The sequence below is a fragment of the Psychrobacter sp. Arc29 genome, assembly GCF_041431175.1.
Lineage (GTDB): Bacteria > Pseudomonadota > Gammaproteobacteria > Pseudomonadales > Moraxellaceae > Psychrobacter.
The window spans coordinates 623616-638215 of the sequence record NZ_JASMRR010000001.1 but is presented as its reverse complement, the minus strand read 5'-3'; the positions used below and the strand labels follow the sequence as shown (position 1 = coordinate 638215).

General features: G+C 42.6%; 12 protein-coding genes. 7 read left to right on the top strand and 5 right to left on the bottom strand.

Annotated features, from left to right (window positions below; all coding sequences use genetic code 11):
• Nucleotides 1-27: 27 nt before the first annotated feature.
• The 4 genes from QO189_RS02705 to sohB form a co-directional block, all read right to left on the bottom strand.
• The gene (locus QO189_RS02705; RefSeq protein ID WP_371531399.1) at nt 28-780 is read right to left on the bottom strand and encodes a histidine phosphatase family protein; all 753 of its coding nucleotides are present in this window, start codon (nt 778-780) and stop codon (nt 28-30) included.
• Nucleotides 781-821: 41 nt separating this feature from the next.
• Entirely contained in the window at nt 822-2066 is a 1245-nt protein-coding gene (locus QO189_RS02700) for a phosphotransferase family protein (protein ID WP_371531398.1), read from the bottom strand.
• 183 nt (nt 2067-2249) lie between these two features.
• On the bottom strand, nt 2250-3497 hold the full coding sequence (locus QO189_RS02695) for an acyl-CoA dehydrogenase family protein (RefSeq protein WP_371531461.1): 1248 nt from the start codon (nt 3495-3497) through the stop codon (nt 2250-2252).
• 270 nt (nt 3498-3767) lie between these two features.
• The gene (gene sohB, locus QO189_RS02690; protein WP_371531397.1) at nt 3768-4748 is read right to left on the bottom strand and encodes a protease SohB; all 981 of its coding nucleotides are present in this window, start codon (nt 4746-4748) and stop codon (nt 3768-3770) included.
• A 359-nt stretch (nt 4749-5107) separates the two neighbouring features.
• Here sohB and aspS point away from each other — a divergent pair, with 359 nt between their 5' ends.
• The 4 genes from aspS to QO189_RS02670 all read left to right on the top strand — a co-directional run bounded on the left by aspS (nt 5108) and on the right by QO189_RS02670 (nt 9870).
• A complete protein-coding gene (aspS, locus tag QO189_RS02685) occupies nt 5108-6934 on the top strand; it encodes an aspartate--tRNA ligase (RefSeq protein WP_371531396.1) in 1827 nt (608 codons plus the stop codon).
• 67 nt (nt 6935-7001) lie between these two features.
• Complete coding sequence (locus QO189_RS02680) at nt 7002-7982, top strand: lysophospholipid acyltransferase family protein (protein WP_371531395.1); 981 nt, start codon at nt 7002-7004, stop codon at nt 7980-7982.
• Nucleotides 7983-8112: 130 nt separating this feature from the next.
• Nucleotides 8113-8907 carry a glycosyltransferase gene (locus tag QO189_RS02675; RefSeq protein ID WP_371531394.1) on the top strand — a complete coding sequence of 265 codons (795 nt, stop codon included), beginning with the start codon at nt 8113-8115 and terminating at the stop codon, nt 8905-8907.
• 105 nt (nt 8908-9012) lie between these two features.
• Entirely contained in the window at nt 9013-9870 is an 858-nt protein-coding gene (locus QO189_RS02670) for a hypothetical protein (RefSeq protein ID WP_371531393.1), read from the top strand.
• Here QO189_RS02670 and QO189_RS02665 read toward each other — a convergent pair.
• Nucleotides 9867-10985: a glycosyltransferase gene (locus tag QO189_RS02665; protein WP_371531392.1), complete on the bottom strand. Its 1119-nt coding sequence runs from the start codon at nt 10983-10985 to the stop codon at nt 9867-9869. The two genes, QO189_RS02670 and QO189_RS02665, sit on opposite strands and share 4 nt — an antisense overlap.
• Before the next feature lie 321 nt (nt 10986-11306).
• On the opposite strand from QO189_RS02665, the gene QO189_RS02660 reads away from it, so the two are divergent.
• The 3 genes from QO189_RS02660 to QO189_RS02650 all read left to right on the top strand — a co-directional run bounded on the left by QO189_RS02660 (nt 11307) and on the right by QO189_RS02650 (nt 14580).
• Nucleotides 11307-12317, top strand: coding sequence for a capsular polysaccharide biosynthesis protein (locus QO189_RS02660; protein WP_371531391.1), 1011 nt, complete (start codon nt 11307-11309; stop codon nt 12315-12317).
• Between the two features lie 83 nt (nt 12318-12400).
• Nucleotides 12401-13567: a nucleotide sugar dehydrogenase gene (locus tag QO189_RS02655; protein ID WP_371531390.1), complete on the top strand. Its 1167-nt coding sequence runs from the start codon at nt 12401-12403 to the stop codon at nt 13565-13567.
• Nucleotides 13567-14580, top strand: coding sequence for an NAD-dependent epimerase (locus QO189_RS02650; RefSeq protein ID WP_371531389.1), 1014 nt, complete (start codon nt 13567-13569; stop codon nt 14578-14580). The genes QO189_RS02655 and QO189_RS02650 overlap by 1 nt, the downstream gene beginning before the upstream one ends.
• The last annotated feature ends 20 nt before the right edge of the window (nt 14581-14600 follow it).

Genomic DNA, 14600 nt, shown 5'->3' with positions numbered 1-14600 from the left:
AATATATCACTACGATGTGCTGTCAGCCTAACGCCACGTCACAAAACGCTTACCTTCAGAGAATAGATGACTGTATTCATTTAAAGACAACAAACGCGTACTCTGATTTTTTAGGGTGATAGATGTTACGCCTGTATTTACTAAGCTTTTATTTAACTGATAAGCGGTTTGGCTACCTTGTTTCAAGAGCTGCGCGGTAATGGCAGCGATGACGCCACCTGAGGTAAAGACCAACACCGTACTGTCCTGATCTAAACTCATATTGGCTATTTTTGTACGTACTTGTTCAAGGGCTTGCTGTGCTCGGTCATTAAACTGCGGCCAGCTTTCAATATAGTCTTGATCATTGTCGCCAGCATGCCAGCGCTGCATCGCTTGGTCAAATAGCTCAGCCAAACGCGTGGACGGTGATTCTGCTTTGGCAATTTCAGCTCGATTACCAAAATTCCCAGCTGACTTCACAAACACGTCTTTATGATTGAACTCATCGAATTGCGGCAAAATATAACTATCAGGCTCGTCAAAGTCGATGGCTGATACAGTTGGTGTACTATCGCCGTTATTGATATGAACGAGAGGTTGATAACCCTCCCAAAAATGGCGCGCAGAGTCTTGTTGCCTGACCAAATTACCCGTAAATATCGCATCGATTCGGCGCTGGGTATTTGCATAATGCTGACCTAGCATTTTGGCCTGAGTTTCACCTAGCTCTGAAAGCTGATCGTAGTTTTCTTGACCAAAAGAGGCCTGACCATGACGAGCTAAAAGTATGGTTGTCATAAAATACTGCCTTTTATTATTTTATCCAAAATACTATTTCTTTATATTTCAGATGAATCAGAGGATTTTGCAAAATAGCCCTTTGGTAAGATACCTTTCACCACTTTTTGTACAGGGATTGGCAATTTCTCAATCGTCGCCGCATCGACTCCTCTGTCTTCCAAGTGCGGCTGAACATGTGCATTGAACAGCGCCTCGCCTTCATATTGCGCAATCAGTTTGAGACATTTGGCGTGCATGACGTGTATAGCGAGCCAAGCATTCTTAAATGCTGGATTGGTGGTTTGCTTATGATAGTAGCGATAGTAGATTTGCTGAATGATACCTGATAGACGGAACAGACCGAATACTTCATAAAAGGTCCAGTTGTCTATCTTAAGTCCAGATTTTTCTAGATAATAAGCAACCACTTCATCACGCGTCATCATACCTTCTAAATGAGTTGGCTGACGACGAAACTGCTGCATGACAATGTTATCGTCTTCTTCAATCCAATAGGCCAAGGCACTACCTAAATCCATTAATGGATCGCCAAGGGTTGCCATCTCCCAGTCAAGCACGCCAATCACTTTAGTCGGCTCGTCTGCATCGAGTATGACGTTGTCAAAGCGCCAGTCATTGTGAATAATGCACGTTTTGCTATCAGCAGGCGTGTGCTTTTTGAGCCACTGTCTGACCAAGGCAAAGCTCGGTACATTAGGTGTCTTCGCTTTGATATAGCGCTTGTCCCAGCCACTAATTTGGCGCGCGCAATAGCCATCACCGCGACCCAAATCAACCAAATCAGGATGCTCTGTATAATCTATCTGATGCAGCTCTACCAAGGCGTCCAAAACATTGGTACAAAGTAGACGGGTTTGTTCAGGATCTAGATCAACCCCTTTTGGTAAATTGGCACGAGGAATGATCCCTTCCATACGCTCCATCACATAAAAATCAGCACCGATAACAGATTCATCCGTACATAGCGCAATCATCTCAGGTAGGTAAGGATAGGCATCTTTTAAAGCCTTTTGAACGGTATATTCACGTACCATATCATGTGCAGATTTTGCCTTGGTACCTTTTGGTGGACGGCGTAAGATAAGATCCTGGTTTTTACTTTCGCCTTCATATTGTAAACGATACGTCCAGTTTGACGCTCCGCCCGAAAACTGAGTAACTTTAGGTTCGCCTACGACATCGACACCTTGACTGCGCAGCCATTCACTCACTGCTGTAGCGTCAAGCTCTTCACCTTCACGTACGGCACCACCTTTATCAAGTACTTTATTATCAGTTGCCATAAGACATTCCTTATCCTGTTATCGTTTATTTTTATAGCCAGTAGTCAACTATTTAAAAGCAATGAGCTACTGTTAGCGATGAAAAATTCACTACTAAATCGTTAATAGTGAATTTTCAATTTTTTTATTTTTAGCAATAACGGCGTGAGCAGCTTGAGGTTTACTCACACCTATTGATGAATCTTAAGCTTTGTCAGATTTAGAACGACTAAAACCTTGACGTTTTAGCTCTAGCTTGGCAATCATCGTTTGGTGTACTTCGTCAGGACCGTCTGCGAGACGTAATACACGAGCTTGGGCATAGAACCCTGGTAGCATCGTGTCTTGACATACACCCATACCGCCATGAATCTGAATCGCCATATCGACCACTTCCTGCAATACAGTTGGCGCAACTACTTTGATCGCGGAGATTTCAGTCAATGCCGCTTTGGTACCTTGAGCGTCCATTTTTTGTGCTGCATAAAGGGTAAGCAAGCGTGCTTGATCAATCTTAATACGCGCCTCGCTGATACGCTCGAAGTTTCCACCTAATTGTAGTAGCGGCTTACCAAACGCCGTACGTGACATGCCGCGTTTCACTGCCAACTCTAGAGACTTCTCAGCCGCACCAATACAACGCATGCAGTGATGAATACGACCTGGCCCTAAGCGACCTTGTGCAATCTCAAAGCCCATACCTGCCCCACCAATAAAGTGACTGACTGGCACACGTACATTATCAAAGCTGATTTCACCATGTCCGTGCGGCGCATCGTAATCGCCAAACACTTTAAGCATACGCTTGATATTTACACCCGCAGTATTAACTGGTACCAGTACCATCGAGTGCTGATGATGACGGTCTGCGCTTTCGTCCGCTGTATAGGCCATGACAATTAAAATATCAACCGCAGGATCACCAAGGCCCGATGACCACCACTTGCTACCGTTGATGACGATCTCATCACCATCGACCACGGCGGTTGCTTGCATATTGGTGGCATCGCTTGAGGCCACATCAGGCTCAGTCATACAAAACACTGAGCGCGTCTTACCTTCTAATAGCGGCGTGAGCCATTTATCTTGCTGTTCTTGCGTACCATAGCGCCATAATAGCTCCATATTGCCGCTGTCAGGCGCATTGCAGTTAAACACATGCGGCGCGAGCAAACTGCGACCCGTCAGCTCTGCAATCGGTGCATAGTCAGTGACTGAAAGCCCTGCACCTAACGTATCGTCAGGTAAGAATAAATTCCATAAACCCTCCTCGCGTGCTTGTTTGCGTAGGTTATCATAAGCGTCTGGCCACTCCCAGTTTTCCCAATTACCATCAGGATTTTTCTTATGACATTCTTCCCAGAATTGGGCTTCGATGGGCTCAATATTCGTTTCAATGAACGCTTTGACTTTGGCATGCATGGCTTGACCATGTTCTGTTGCGGTAAACATTAAATTGTCGTTAGACATAAATGACTTCCTTTTCTTTATTGATTGTCTAAATCGGGTTTTGACAAAAAGCTCTGCTAGATCTTTAATGCGAGCCTTAGTGTACGGACGTATACTGTTTTCTGTATCCTACATTTATAACACAGCGATTATGATTAAACAGCAAAAAGGCGCGACCCGTTAGGACACGCCTTTTACAAAATACAAACAGTGTATTGCTGAACATATGACCGCTAAAATACTAGCTGTCAGACATCATAATGATATCTAACACTATTTTAGAATATTCAAGCGGCTGTTTAGCTCAAAACGTGCAAGCGCGTCTGGCAGTTTGTCCACTGCCATACTGAGCGTTGCTTCTGCTGCTTGCGCAAGGCCTAGCTTCTCTGCCAGCGTCGGCTTCTGACGTGAATGTAATGCGTACACTTCGCTGTTTTCCATACGCTCTAGAATGTAGCTGTCAGAGGTTTGCAAGCTGTCAATCAGGTTAAGCTTTAAGGCATCTTCGCCATACCAGTGCTCACCTGTGGCTACTTTGGCAACATCCAACGTTGGACGATAAGTATTGACAAAGTGTTTAAATAGCTCGTGCGTTTGCTCTAGCTCTTCTTGGTATTTGGCACGATCTTCGGCATCGTTTTCGCCAAATACAGTCACTGTACGTTTATAGTCGCCAGCGGTAAACATCTCATAATCGACGTCATGATTTTTGAGCCATTTATGAAAGTTTGGCAATTGTGACACCACACCGATTGAGCCAATAATCGCAAATGGCGCTGCCACGACATTGTCTGCCACACAGGCCATCATGTAGCCACCACTCGCCGCCACTTTATCGACGCAGACCGTTAGCTTTAGACCAGCGTCCTTTAGACGAACCAATTGCGCGGCTGCTAAACCGTAACCATGCACTAAACCGCCACCTGATTCAAGGCGTACAATCACTTCATCGCCTTTGTTGACCGTACTGATTAAGGTGCTGATTTCTTCGCGCAGATGCTTAACAGCAGTGGCTTTGATGTCACCTTCAAAATCCAGAACAAAAACTTGCGAGGCATTGTCAGTATTTTTTTTCTGCTTTTTGCTTTTTGCTTTTAGCGCCTGCTTGGCTTTTTTTGCCATGGCTTTTTTGAATTCTTTAAGCGCAGCTTTACCTTGGGTGGCTTCCATTAAGTCTTCGCGGCGCTGTTTTTGGGCTTCATTTAAATGTCTTACTTTTAGCTCGACAGGGTTTTTCGGTGGATGAAATAGCATGGTTACAAATCCTCAAGTCAGTAGATATATCAATATGGCTGTTTTTATTCAGGTGCGGTTGATATGCGCACGTTCGCTGGTATTTTCAAGCAAAATGACAATATTTAACCTAATCTAGGTATGGCTCACTTAATACAGCCGATACCAATGCATGGCTGCACTTTGATTGAACTCAGCCGGTTGTATAACAAAGGTAGATTAGGCATAATATGCGTTTATATCAAATTTTCTGCAGCCAACGTGATGACCATTTGTCTTAATCGCGTTGTTTGTGTGTTTTTTTTGCAAATCGCTTGAAACGCACAGCAATGGCTGCATTATTGTACTTCGAATTGGGCTGATAACTGGATAACAATATTATGACGCATAGCGAATACCGAGACGAATATTGCGGAGCTGTAACCGAGAGCTTGCTTGAGCAAACCATTAGTATCGTAGGCTGGGTACATCGTCGTCGCGATCACGGTGGCGTGATTTTCTTAGACATGCGTGACCGCGCTGGTATCTTGCAGGTCGTAGTCGATCCTGATACACCAGAAGCTTTTGCAACCGCTGATGCAGTACGTCCTGAATACGTGCTAAAGATCACTGGCCGCGTACGTCGCCGTTATGAAGGTACTGAAAATAACAATATGACCAGTGGCCAAATTGAGCTATTGGGCAAAGAGATTGAAGTACTGGCCAAATCTGAAACGCCGCCATTCCCATTGAATGACGAAAAAACAACCGTATCAGAAGACTTGCGTCTAAAATATCGCTATCTTGATATGCGCCGTCCGCAAATGCAAGAGCGTATGGTATTCCGTGCCAAGGCAACGTCAGCAATTCGTCGTTATTTAGACGATCATGGTTTCTTGGATGTTGAGACACCTATTTTGACTCGTGCAACGCCTGAAGGTGCGCGTGATTATCTTGTACCATCACGTACGCGTCCTGGTAACTTCTTTGCCCTACCGCAGTCACCACAGCTGTTTAAGCAGTTGCTTATGGTCTCAGGTTTTGACCGTTATTATCAAATCGCTAAATGCTTCCGTGATGAAGATTTACGTGCCGATCGTCAGCCTGAATTTACTCAGGTCGATATCGAGACGTCTTTCTTAAACGAAGAAGAGATCATGAACATCAACGAAGGTCTGATCAAGCATTTGTTCAAGACTATGATGGATGTTGAGTTCGAGCAATTCCCTCGCATGACGTACGCTGAAGCCATGCGCGACTATGCATCAGACAAACCTGATTTACGTATTCCACTGAAACTGGTTGACGTTGCAGATTTGATGAAAGACGTTGATTTCAAAGTATTTGCCGGTCCTGCTAACGATCCTAAAGGTCGCGTTGCTGCCCTACGTATCCCTGGCGGTGCTTCATTAAGCCGTAAGCAAATTGATGCTTATACTAAGTTTGTTGGTATTTATGGCGCACGCGGTTTGGCTTATATCAAAGTCAATGACGCAAGCAGCATCAACAATGGCGTGGATCAAGAGTCTGGCCTACAATCACCAATCATCAAAAATATGACTGATGATGTGCTCGTTAGCCTCATCGAGCGTACTGCTGCAGAAGATGGCGATATTATCTTCTTTGGTGCAGATAAAGCCAGTGTCGTGAACGACGCAATCGGCGCATTACGCCAAAAAATCGGTCTAGACCTTGAAATGATAACTTGTGAGTGGGCGCCGCTTTGGGTGACTGACTTCCCAATGTTTGAAGAAACTGACAACGGTCAATGGACGTCAATGCATCATCCATTTACCAAGCCTAAAGGCTCCGTTGAGGAGCTGAAAAATAATCCAGAAGCTGCTCTTTCTATCGCTTATGACATGGTACTGAATGGTACGGAAGTTGGCGGTGGTAGCTTGCGTATCAATACTTACGATATGCAGCAAGCCGTCCTTGATGCTCTAGGCATCGGCGAGCAAGAGGCAGAAGACAAGTTTGGTTTCTTACTTGATGCCTTGAAATTTGGTGCACCGCCGCATGGTGGCTTAGCATTTGGTTTGGATCGTTTGATTATGCTTATGGTAGGCGCTGACTCTATCCGTGATGTGATCGCATTCCCAAAAACCAAAACTGCTGAGTGCCCATTAACCCAAGCACCTGCTGGAGTGGATAGCAAGCAGCTACGTGATCTTGGTATCCGTGTGCGTGAAAAAGCACAGGCTGATACCAACAATCCTGCTCAATAAAACATTTGATGATGTGCAATTGCTGTCTACAGTGCTTGTTACGCGATTCATCGCCGTGTGAGTGGTTATGAATCCGTATCATATTTTCAAATTCGTGCCACTGTCTGTATTACAGATGCTGGCACGTTTTGTCGCTTGGGTTATCGTCAAAATACCTAGTCTGAGTATCATGCGCACCATTCGCATCAATATGGCGCTGATTACTGATACCTTGTCTGAGCAGAAACGACAAGCGCTGATTAAAGACATCATTTACCATCAATGTTTGACCAGTATCGAATCTATCAAAAGCTGGGCAATGCCACCTGAATGGAGCATTGCTCAAATTTGTGATGTCCATAATAAAGACATTCTATTGGAAGGCCTTGCCAATCCCAATGGTATGCTTGCTATCGTACCCCATCTTGGTACCTGGGAGATGATGAACGCGTGGCTCAATCAGTTTGGCGCGCCAACCATTATGTACAAGCCCGTAGACGGTAAATTCGCTAATGAGTTTATCTTGCAAGGTCGTGCGCGTCTTAATGCTACACTGGTACCTACTGATGGGAGCGGTGTCAAAGCCGTGTTTAAAACCCTCAAGCAAGGCGGCTTTAGTATTGTATTACCAGATCACGTCCCAGATCCGTCAGGCGGCGTAGTCGTTCCCTTCTTTGGTATCAAAACATTAACCAGCACCCTTGCCTCAAAGCTCGCCAGCAAAACCAAATGCGCCTTAGTTGGCTTATCTTGTGTTCGTCGTAACGATGGGCGCGGTTTTGATATTTACTGCTATAAGCTCGACGATCCAGCGCTATATGACCGCAATGCCCAAACAGCGACTCATGCGCTCAATCAAGCCATGGAGCATATGATTAAAGACAACTATAGTCACTATATGTGGGGCTATAGACGTTTTAAGCGTATACCGAATCTAGGCAACCCTTACCGAAAAGACAAAGCCACTTTAGCAGCCTTTATTCAGTCTCATCACGCTACTGGTAGTCACTCTGGTAACGATGTAAGTGGTTCTTTTACTGATGATACTAATATCGATAATCGCAAGTAATAACTGTACTATCGTTTACTGATTTAGACATATCATCAATCACAGTTATGCTAATATTGGCTAATTTCTGTATCCTCTCATTTTTATTAGTCCTTCATTTACCTCACTATTATCTCACTACGAGTGCATTATGACATCTGACGTAACTAAAACCTTACCTATAGAACCAACACAAAACAATACTGCTGAACAGCGTTATATCATTTGTATGAAATGGGGTGATAAATACGGTCCTGAATATGTCAACCGTCTGTACAATATGGTGAGCCGTCACCTGACATTAGATTTTCAAATGGTTTGTTTGACCGATGACAGCACAGGTATTGATCCTGCGATTGCTTGTTATCCCATACCTGACATGGATCTACCAGCAGGTCCTGAACGTGGTTGGAAAAAGCTCACGACCTTTAAACCTGAGCTATATGATCTAAAAGGTGTGGCACTATTCTTAGATATAGATATTGTGATTGTCGATAATATCGATGCGTTTTTCACTTACCAAGCACAGCATGAAGACAGTGTGGTCATCATCCGCGACTGGAAAAAGCCGTGGCGTATGATTGGTAATAGCTCCGTGTATCGCTTTAATATTGGCATGAATACCTATCCTGATTTGCTGGCAAACTTTGAGCGCAATTTTGAAACCATTCGTACCCAAGTGCGTCACGAGCAGGCTTACCTCTCTAACTATTTGCGTGAGCATCATCACTTAGAGTACTGGGATAAGACATGGTGCGTGAGCTTCAAGTATCAATGTATCGCGCCCATTCCTTTTAACTTTGTGCGAGCGCCTGCTCTACCTGATGAGGCAAAAATTGTGATTTTCCACGGTGAAATTAACCCGCCCGATGCGATTGCTGGTAGCGGCGGCAAATGGTATCGACATGTGAAGCCAAGCCCATGGTTAAAGCAATACTGGCAGTAAATATATAGCCATGAGCCATGTCTACATAGTTCACCAATAGTCCAAACAATTTGCAGGCAATGCATTAGGATACAAGTTATTTGAGGTCAACGACTGGAACATAGTATGGCGTTATATTTAAGGTTACCTGCTACCGCTGGGTTCAACATCAATAACGAGCTCATCGTTATTAGTGCTTTTAATGCCAATGAAGCAGAGCAAAGTTTGCTTGGACAAGACGTCAATATTATTGCCTCAGGCCCATCTGTACAACAGTTAGCGTTGTCAGAACTATTAGACAAGCCCACTATTTTTGTTAATGGTAGTCTTAGCCTTACCGGACGGCATCAATTTACTCATGTCGCCGGCTACGTTATTAGTGACGCGCGCTTTATCAATCATCAACCTGACATTTTACGTCAGTATTATACGGGTCAACCTTTATATGCAACGTTAGCCGTCTTTGAAGCAATGGCCACGACTCACCCTGATATCATGCGTACGTATCATCACGCCATGCGGGTATTGTATCCAGTAGACAGACCATGGGGCGTCAAATCGAACAAACTCTCTTTTAATAAGCTCATATTTAAGAAAAAACGCCTAAATAAGAAAATGCCCTTATCCTACTTTATCAATCATCCAAATTTTGTTATTGATAGCAGTCATAGCTCTACTGAGATCGGCGTCTCACTTAATGTTACTCATGGATTTGTCGAGGCGGGTACGGTTGCTTACGTAGCCACACAACTGGCGTTCTCACGCCATGCAGCGACCATTCACCTATACGGGATTGACTTACTCAATAGCGATCAGCCGCGATTTTACGAAAATAACCACAACCGCGCGCCAAGCACGCTGAACAAAGTCATGAACGAGCGCATTGTGCCTTCGTTCAATTTATTGAGTAGGAGCTACAAGGCGCATGGTGTCGCTGTGATCAATCACTCACCTGTCTCCAAATCTCTATTTGATGATCTTTAGTCATTCTTATCTGATAAATTCAACGCTACACCAAATTCTAAATATTGCTGCGCGATATGATTTGGCAATAGCTGCTGATTTAGCGGCACTATATAATTCGTCAGATTGTTTACTGCTTGATCGATGAGCATCGCCAATCCCTCAATATCACCGACGGGTATTAAGTTTTTGACAGGTAACAACTCTCTTGGACCAAATGGACAATCGGTACTGATCACTGGTACGCCAAGTGCTTGCGCCTCTACAATGACATAGCCAAAACCCTCGAATTTGGAAGTGAGCACCATCAATGCCGCTGAGGCAATGATCGGATAAGGATTGGTCTGAAAATCTAAAAACCTAACACAGTCACTAATATTAAGTTGAAACGCCAGCGCTTTAATCTCTGCTTCAAGCTTACCTTTACCGACCAATACTAATGGCAAACTCCGCTCTGTTTTCGCATAGGCTTGTAGCAAGTCTCGATGACCTTTCATGGTATCGAATGAGGCCACATGGATAATATACTGTTTATCTGCTAAGCCTAACTGTTCGATATGTGCTGTTTGTGACGCTTTGCTTTGGATCCAAGTGGCATCGCAAGGATTATAAATGGTTGCGGTTTTGGTGATATCTCCTAAAAGTGAGATTAAGTCTTTGCTTGCACCCTCGCTTACACAGCTACAGGGATGAGCACCATAGACCATTTTCAAATGATTGATAGTCTGTAGTGGTTTATCAGATAATTGATGCTCAAATTGCTTAGATAGCGCTGTATGCAGCACATTTACGATGTTGGGTAATTGGCTGTACGCCATAATCCAATTCACTTTATAAATATTAGCCAATATCAGATTTGGTGTCCCTATTTGGCTAAGCACATACTCATCAATACGCTTAGCGACTGCCTCGTAAGCCTGTGCCTGCTTAGAGTTTGGCTCAAGATTTTGCTCAGAAAACACCTCATCGTATGGCACGATATGATAGTGAATGTCAGCATCTAACGGCATATCCTTTGTTTCTTCCAGACATAAAATATGGACGCTATGACCCATTTTTACGTAAGCACTTGCTAACGTTGTGACCATACGCTCAGCACCTCGGCCTTCAAGTGCTTTTAAAATAAATAAAATCATAGGTGGCATTAGTGTCTCAGCTTAATTGTATGAAGGTATAGGTATAAGGGGTTAGCCAGATAAAGGTATCGAGGGTCATAATTATTGCAGCGTTCTGACTTTATGTGCTAGTCTCATCTACTTTTATGGCCCAGCCTTTACTTGTTGAAGTATAAACCGGATTAGTTTATCTACCCATAGTAAAATCGCAATCAAACTTTATTTTATAAATCAGTTAGATCTTGCTAATAACGATGCCAGTAAATATCATAGCTGGACTAATGTCACCATTGAAACTATCAATCTATTAATAGAATACGTTCACAAAAAATAGGATCAGTCATGCAGCAACCTGACGAGAAAACATTAGACGTTGTCATCGCTTGGGTGAATGGCGCAGATCCTATACTCAAACAAAAAAGAGAAAACTATAAGCCAGGCAAAGCAGTGGCGTCAGATGCAGTAACTGCCACACGTTTCGCAAGTGATGATGAGATATACTATAATATTGCCTCTATCATCAAATACGTGCCTTTTTGCCGTCACATTTATGTTGTGACCGACCAACAACGGCCAGCATTCATTGATGAGTTTGCTAAGCAAAATATCTGTGCAGCAGATAAAATACGTATTGTCGATCACAAGGAAATATTTTCGGGTTATGAGGAATTTTTACCGACCTTCAACACTCGATCAATTGAGACGATGATTTGGAATATCAAAGGACTGTCTGACTATTTCATCTATATGAACGATGATTTCTTTTTTAATCAACCAGTGGCGATAGATGACTTTTTAGACAGTGAGAAGCTAATCGTTCACGGTGAATGGCGTAAAAGTGCTGCTTTGAATGCCAAGCTCAATTTTCGAAAATCACGCTTTAAATTGTTTGGTACACCGATACAGCCAAGACATACTATCGCGCAAATGTTAAGTGCTAAAATACTGGGCATGAATCAGTTTTTTGAAATTCATCACTACCCTCATATTGTCGATAAAAATATCTTAAAGTCCCATTTATTGAACCATCCGCAACTATTGACTGAGCAGATAAAATATAAATTCAGAGATGTCGCCCAAGTTAACCCTATAACACTGATGAATCATCTAAAAATTCAAAAAGGCGAAGCAAGTTTAAAACCTAACACCTCTATCAACTATCTAAAAAATGAGCATAGCGTAGAAGATTTTATTCTTGCCTTAGAAGATAAAACTATTAAATATGGTTGTATTCAAAGTTTGGATCTTCTTGAGTCAGATTTATATAAAAAAATTAGCCAAGCCATGAGGCACAAATTCTTGGATTATCTACCTAATTCCGTGTTAGATAACACAAATACTGTCCCCAAATGAATTCAAACTAAGCTTGAACTATAATAATGATCACTCACTCTTGATTTAAACCAATAAAAGCTCAAAAATTACTTGGATATATTATGAAAATAGCAGTAGTAGGTACAGGCTACGTAGGCTTATCAAATGCAATGCTGTTAGCACAGCATAATGAAGTCGTTGCTGTCGATGTCATCGCTGAAAAAATAGCCTTGTTAAATGCCAAGCAGTCTCCTATCGAAGATACAGATATCGAAGATTTTTTATTGCACAAAGAGCTCAATTTTTCTGCAACGCTGGATGCCAAAGAAGCCTACAAAGATGCAGATTTCATCATCGTTGCCACGCCGACTGATTATGATACCAAGACCAATTATTTCAATACATCAACGGTAGAAGCCGTCATTGAGCAAGTGCTGTTAGTGAATCAACAAGCGACCATTATTATTAAGTCTACAGTGCCAGTAGGTTATACAACAAGTATCAGAGAACGTTATGCGACTGATCGCATTATTTTTTCGCCTGAGTTTCTGCGCGAAGGTAAGGCGCTACATGATAATCTCTACCCTTCACGAATCATTGTAGGCGCACAGACTGAGCAGGCTCAAATATTTGCCAACCTATTACTTGAGGGTGCAATCAAAAAAGATGCACCGCTATTATTTGTAGAGTCTACTGAAGCTGAAGCGATCAAATTATTTTCTAATACTTATTTAGCGATGCGCGTGGCTTATTTTAATGAGCTTGATACTTATGCGCAAACCTTTGGACTTGAGACCAAACAAATCATCGAAGGGATTGGCTTAGACCCACGCATCGGTGACCATTATAATAACCCATCCTTTGGTTATGGCGGTTACTGCCTACCTAAAGATACCAAGCAGTTATTAGCAAATTACGATGAAGTGCCAAGCAACCTAATAAAGGCCATTGTCGACTCTAATAGAACCCGCAAAGACTTTATTGCCGATAAAATCATCGAAAGACAGCCAAAAATCGTGGGAATACATCGCCTAGTCATGAAAAGTGGATCAGACAACTTTAGAGCGTCTGCCATACAAGGTATCATGAAACGTATCAAGGCAAAAGGTATCGAGGTCGTTGTCTACGAGCCTGTGCTAAAAGAAGACAATTTCTTTAATTCGCGTGTGATTCAAGATTTAGAAACTTTTAAATCATTGAGTGATGTCATTGTCGCAAACCGCCTATCTGATGATATAAAAGATGTCGCAGACAAAGTATTCACTCGCGATCTATTTGGGAGCGACTAATGAAAATACTGGTCACTGGTGCGGCAGGTTTTATTGGTTTTCATTTAATCAAGGCGATACTGGATACAGATCTATCTGCTCGGGGTTACTGTATCGTTGGTATCGACAATATCAACGACTATTATGATGTAGATTTAAAAAAAGAGCGTTTAAGAATATTAAGTAAGATAGCATCACCAGACAAATTTACGTTCATCAAGTTAGACCTTGCTGATCGAGAGGCCATGTCTGAGCTTTTTGCAACCTATCAATTTGATACGGTTGTTAATTTAGGTGCCCAAGCAGGTGTGCGCTATTCTATCGAAAACCCTAATGCGTATATCGACTCAAATGTGGTTGGCTTTGTTAATATTCTAGAAGGCTGTCGTCACCACGATATCAAGCACTTAATCTACGCAAGCTCTAGCTCTGTTTATGGTATGAATATAAAGCAGCCATTTACTACTGCTGATTGTGTTGATTTTCCTATCAGCCTATATGCCGCCACCAAAAAATCCAACGAGCTTATGGCACATAGTTATAGCCATTTATACAATATCCCTACGACAGGATTAAGGTTCTTCACTGTTTATGGTCCTTACGGTCGACCTGATATGGCATATTTTTCGTTCACGAAGAAAATTCTAGCTAGTGAGCCAATCAATGTTTTTAATAATGGTGATATGCAGCGTGACTTTACCTACATTGATGATATCGTCAACGGCATTATTCGCATAATTAATAAGGCCCCTTCTCCCCAGTACTCTACTATTACGACAGCGACTGCTCCCTATAAGATTTACAACATTGGTAATAATCAGCCTGTCACTTTGCGCCGTTTTATTACTGCCATTGAAGACGCTTGTGGCAAAAAAGCGCAAGAAAACTTATTGCCTATGCAAGCAGGCGACGTACCAATTACTTACGCAGACATAGATGAATTGGTAGATGATATCGGATTCAAACCTGAAACTAGTATCGAAGAAGGTATTGAAAAATTTGTTGACTGGTATAAACAGTATTATTCAGTTTAAACAAGCAACAATGATCTCTA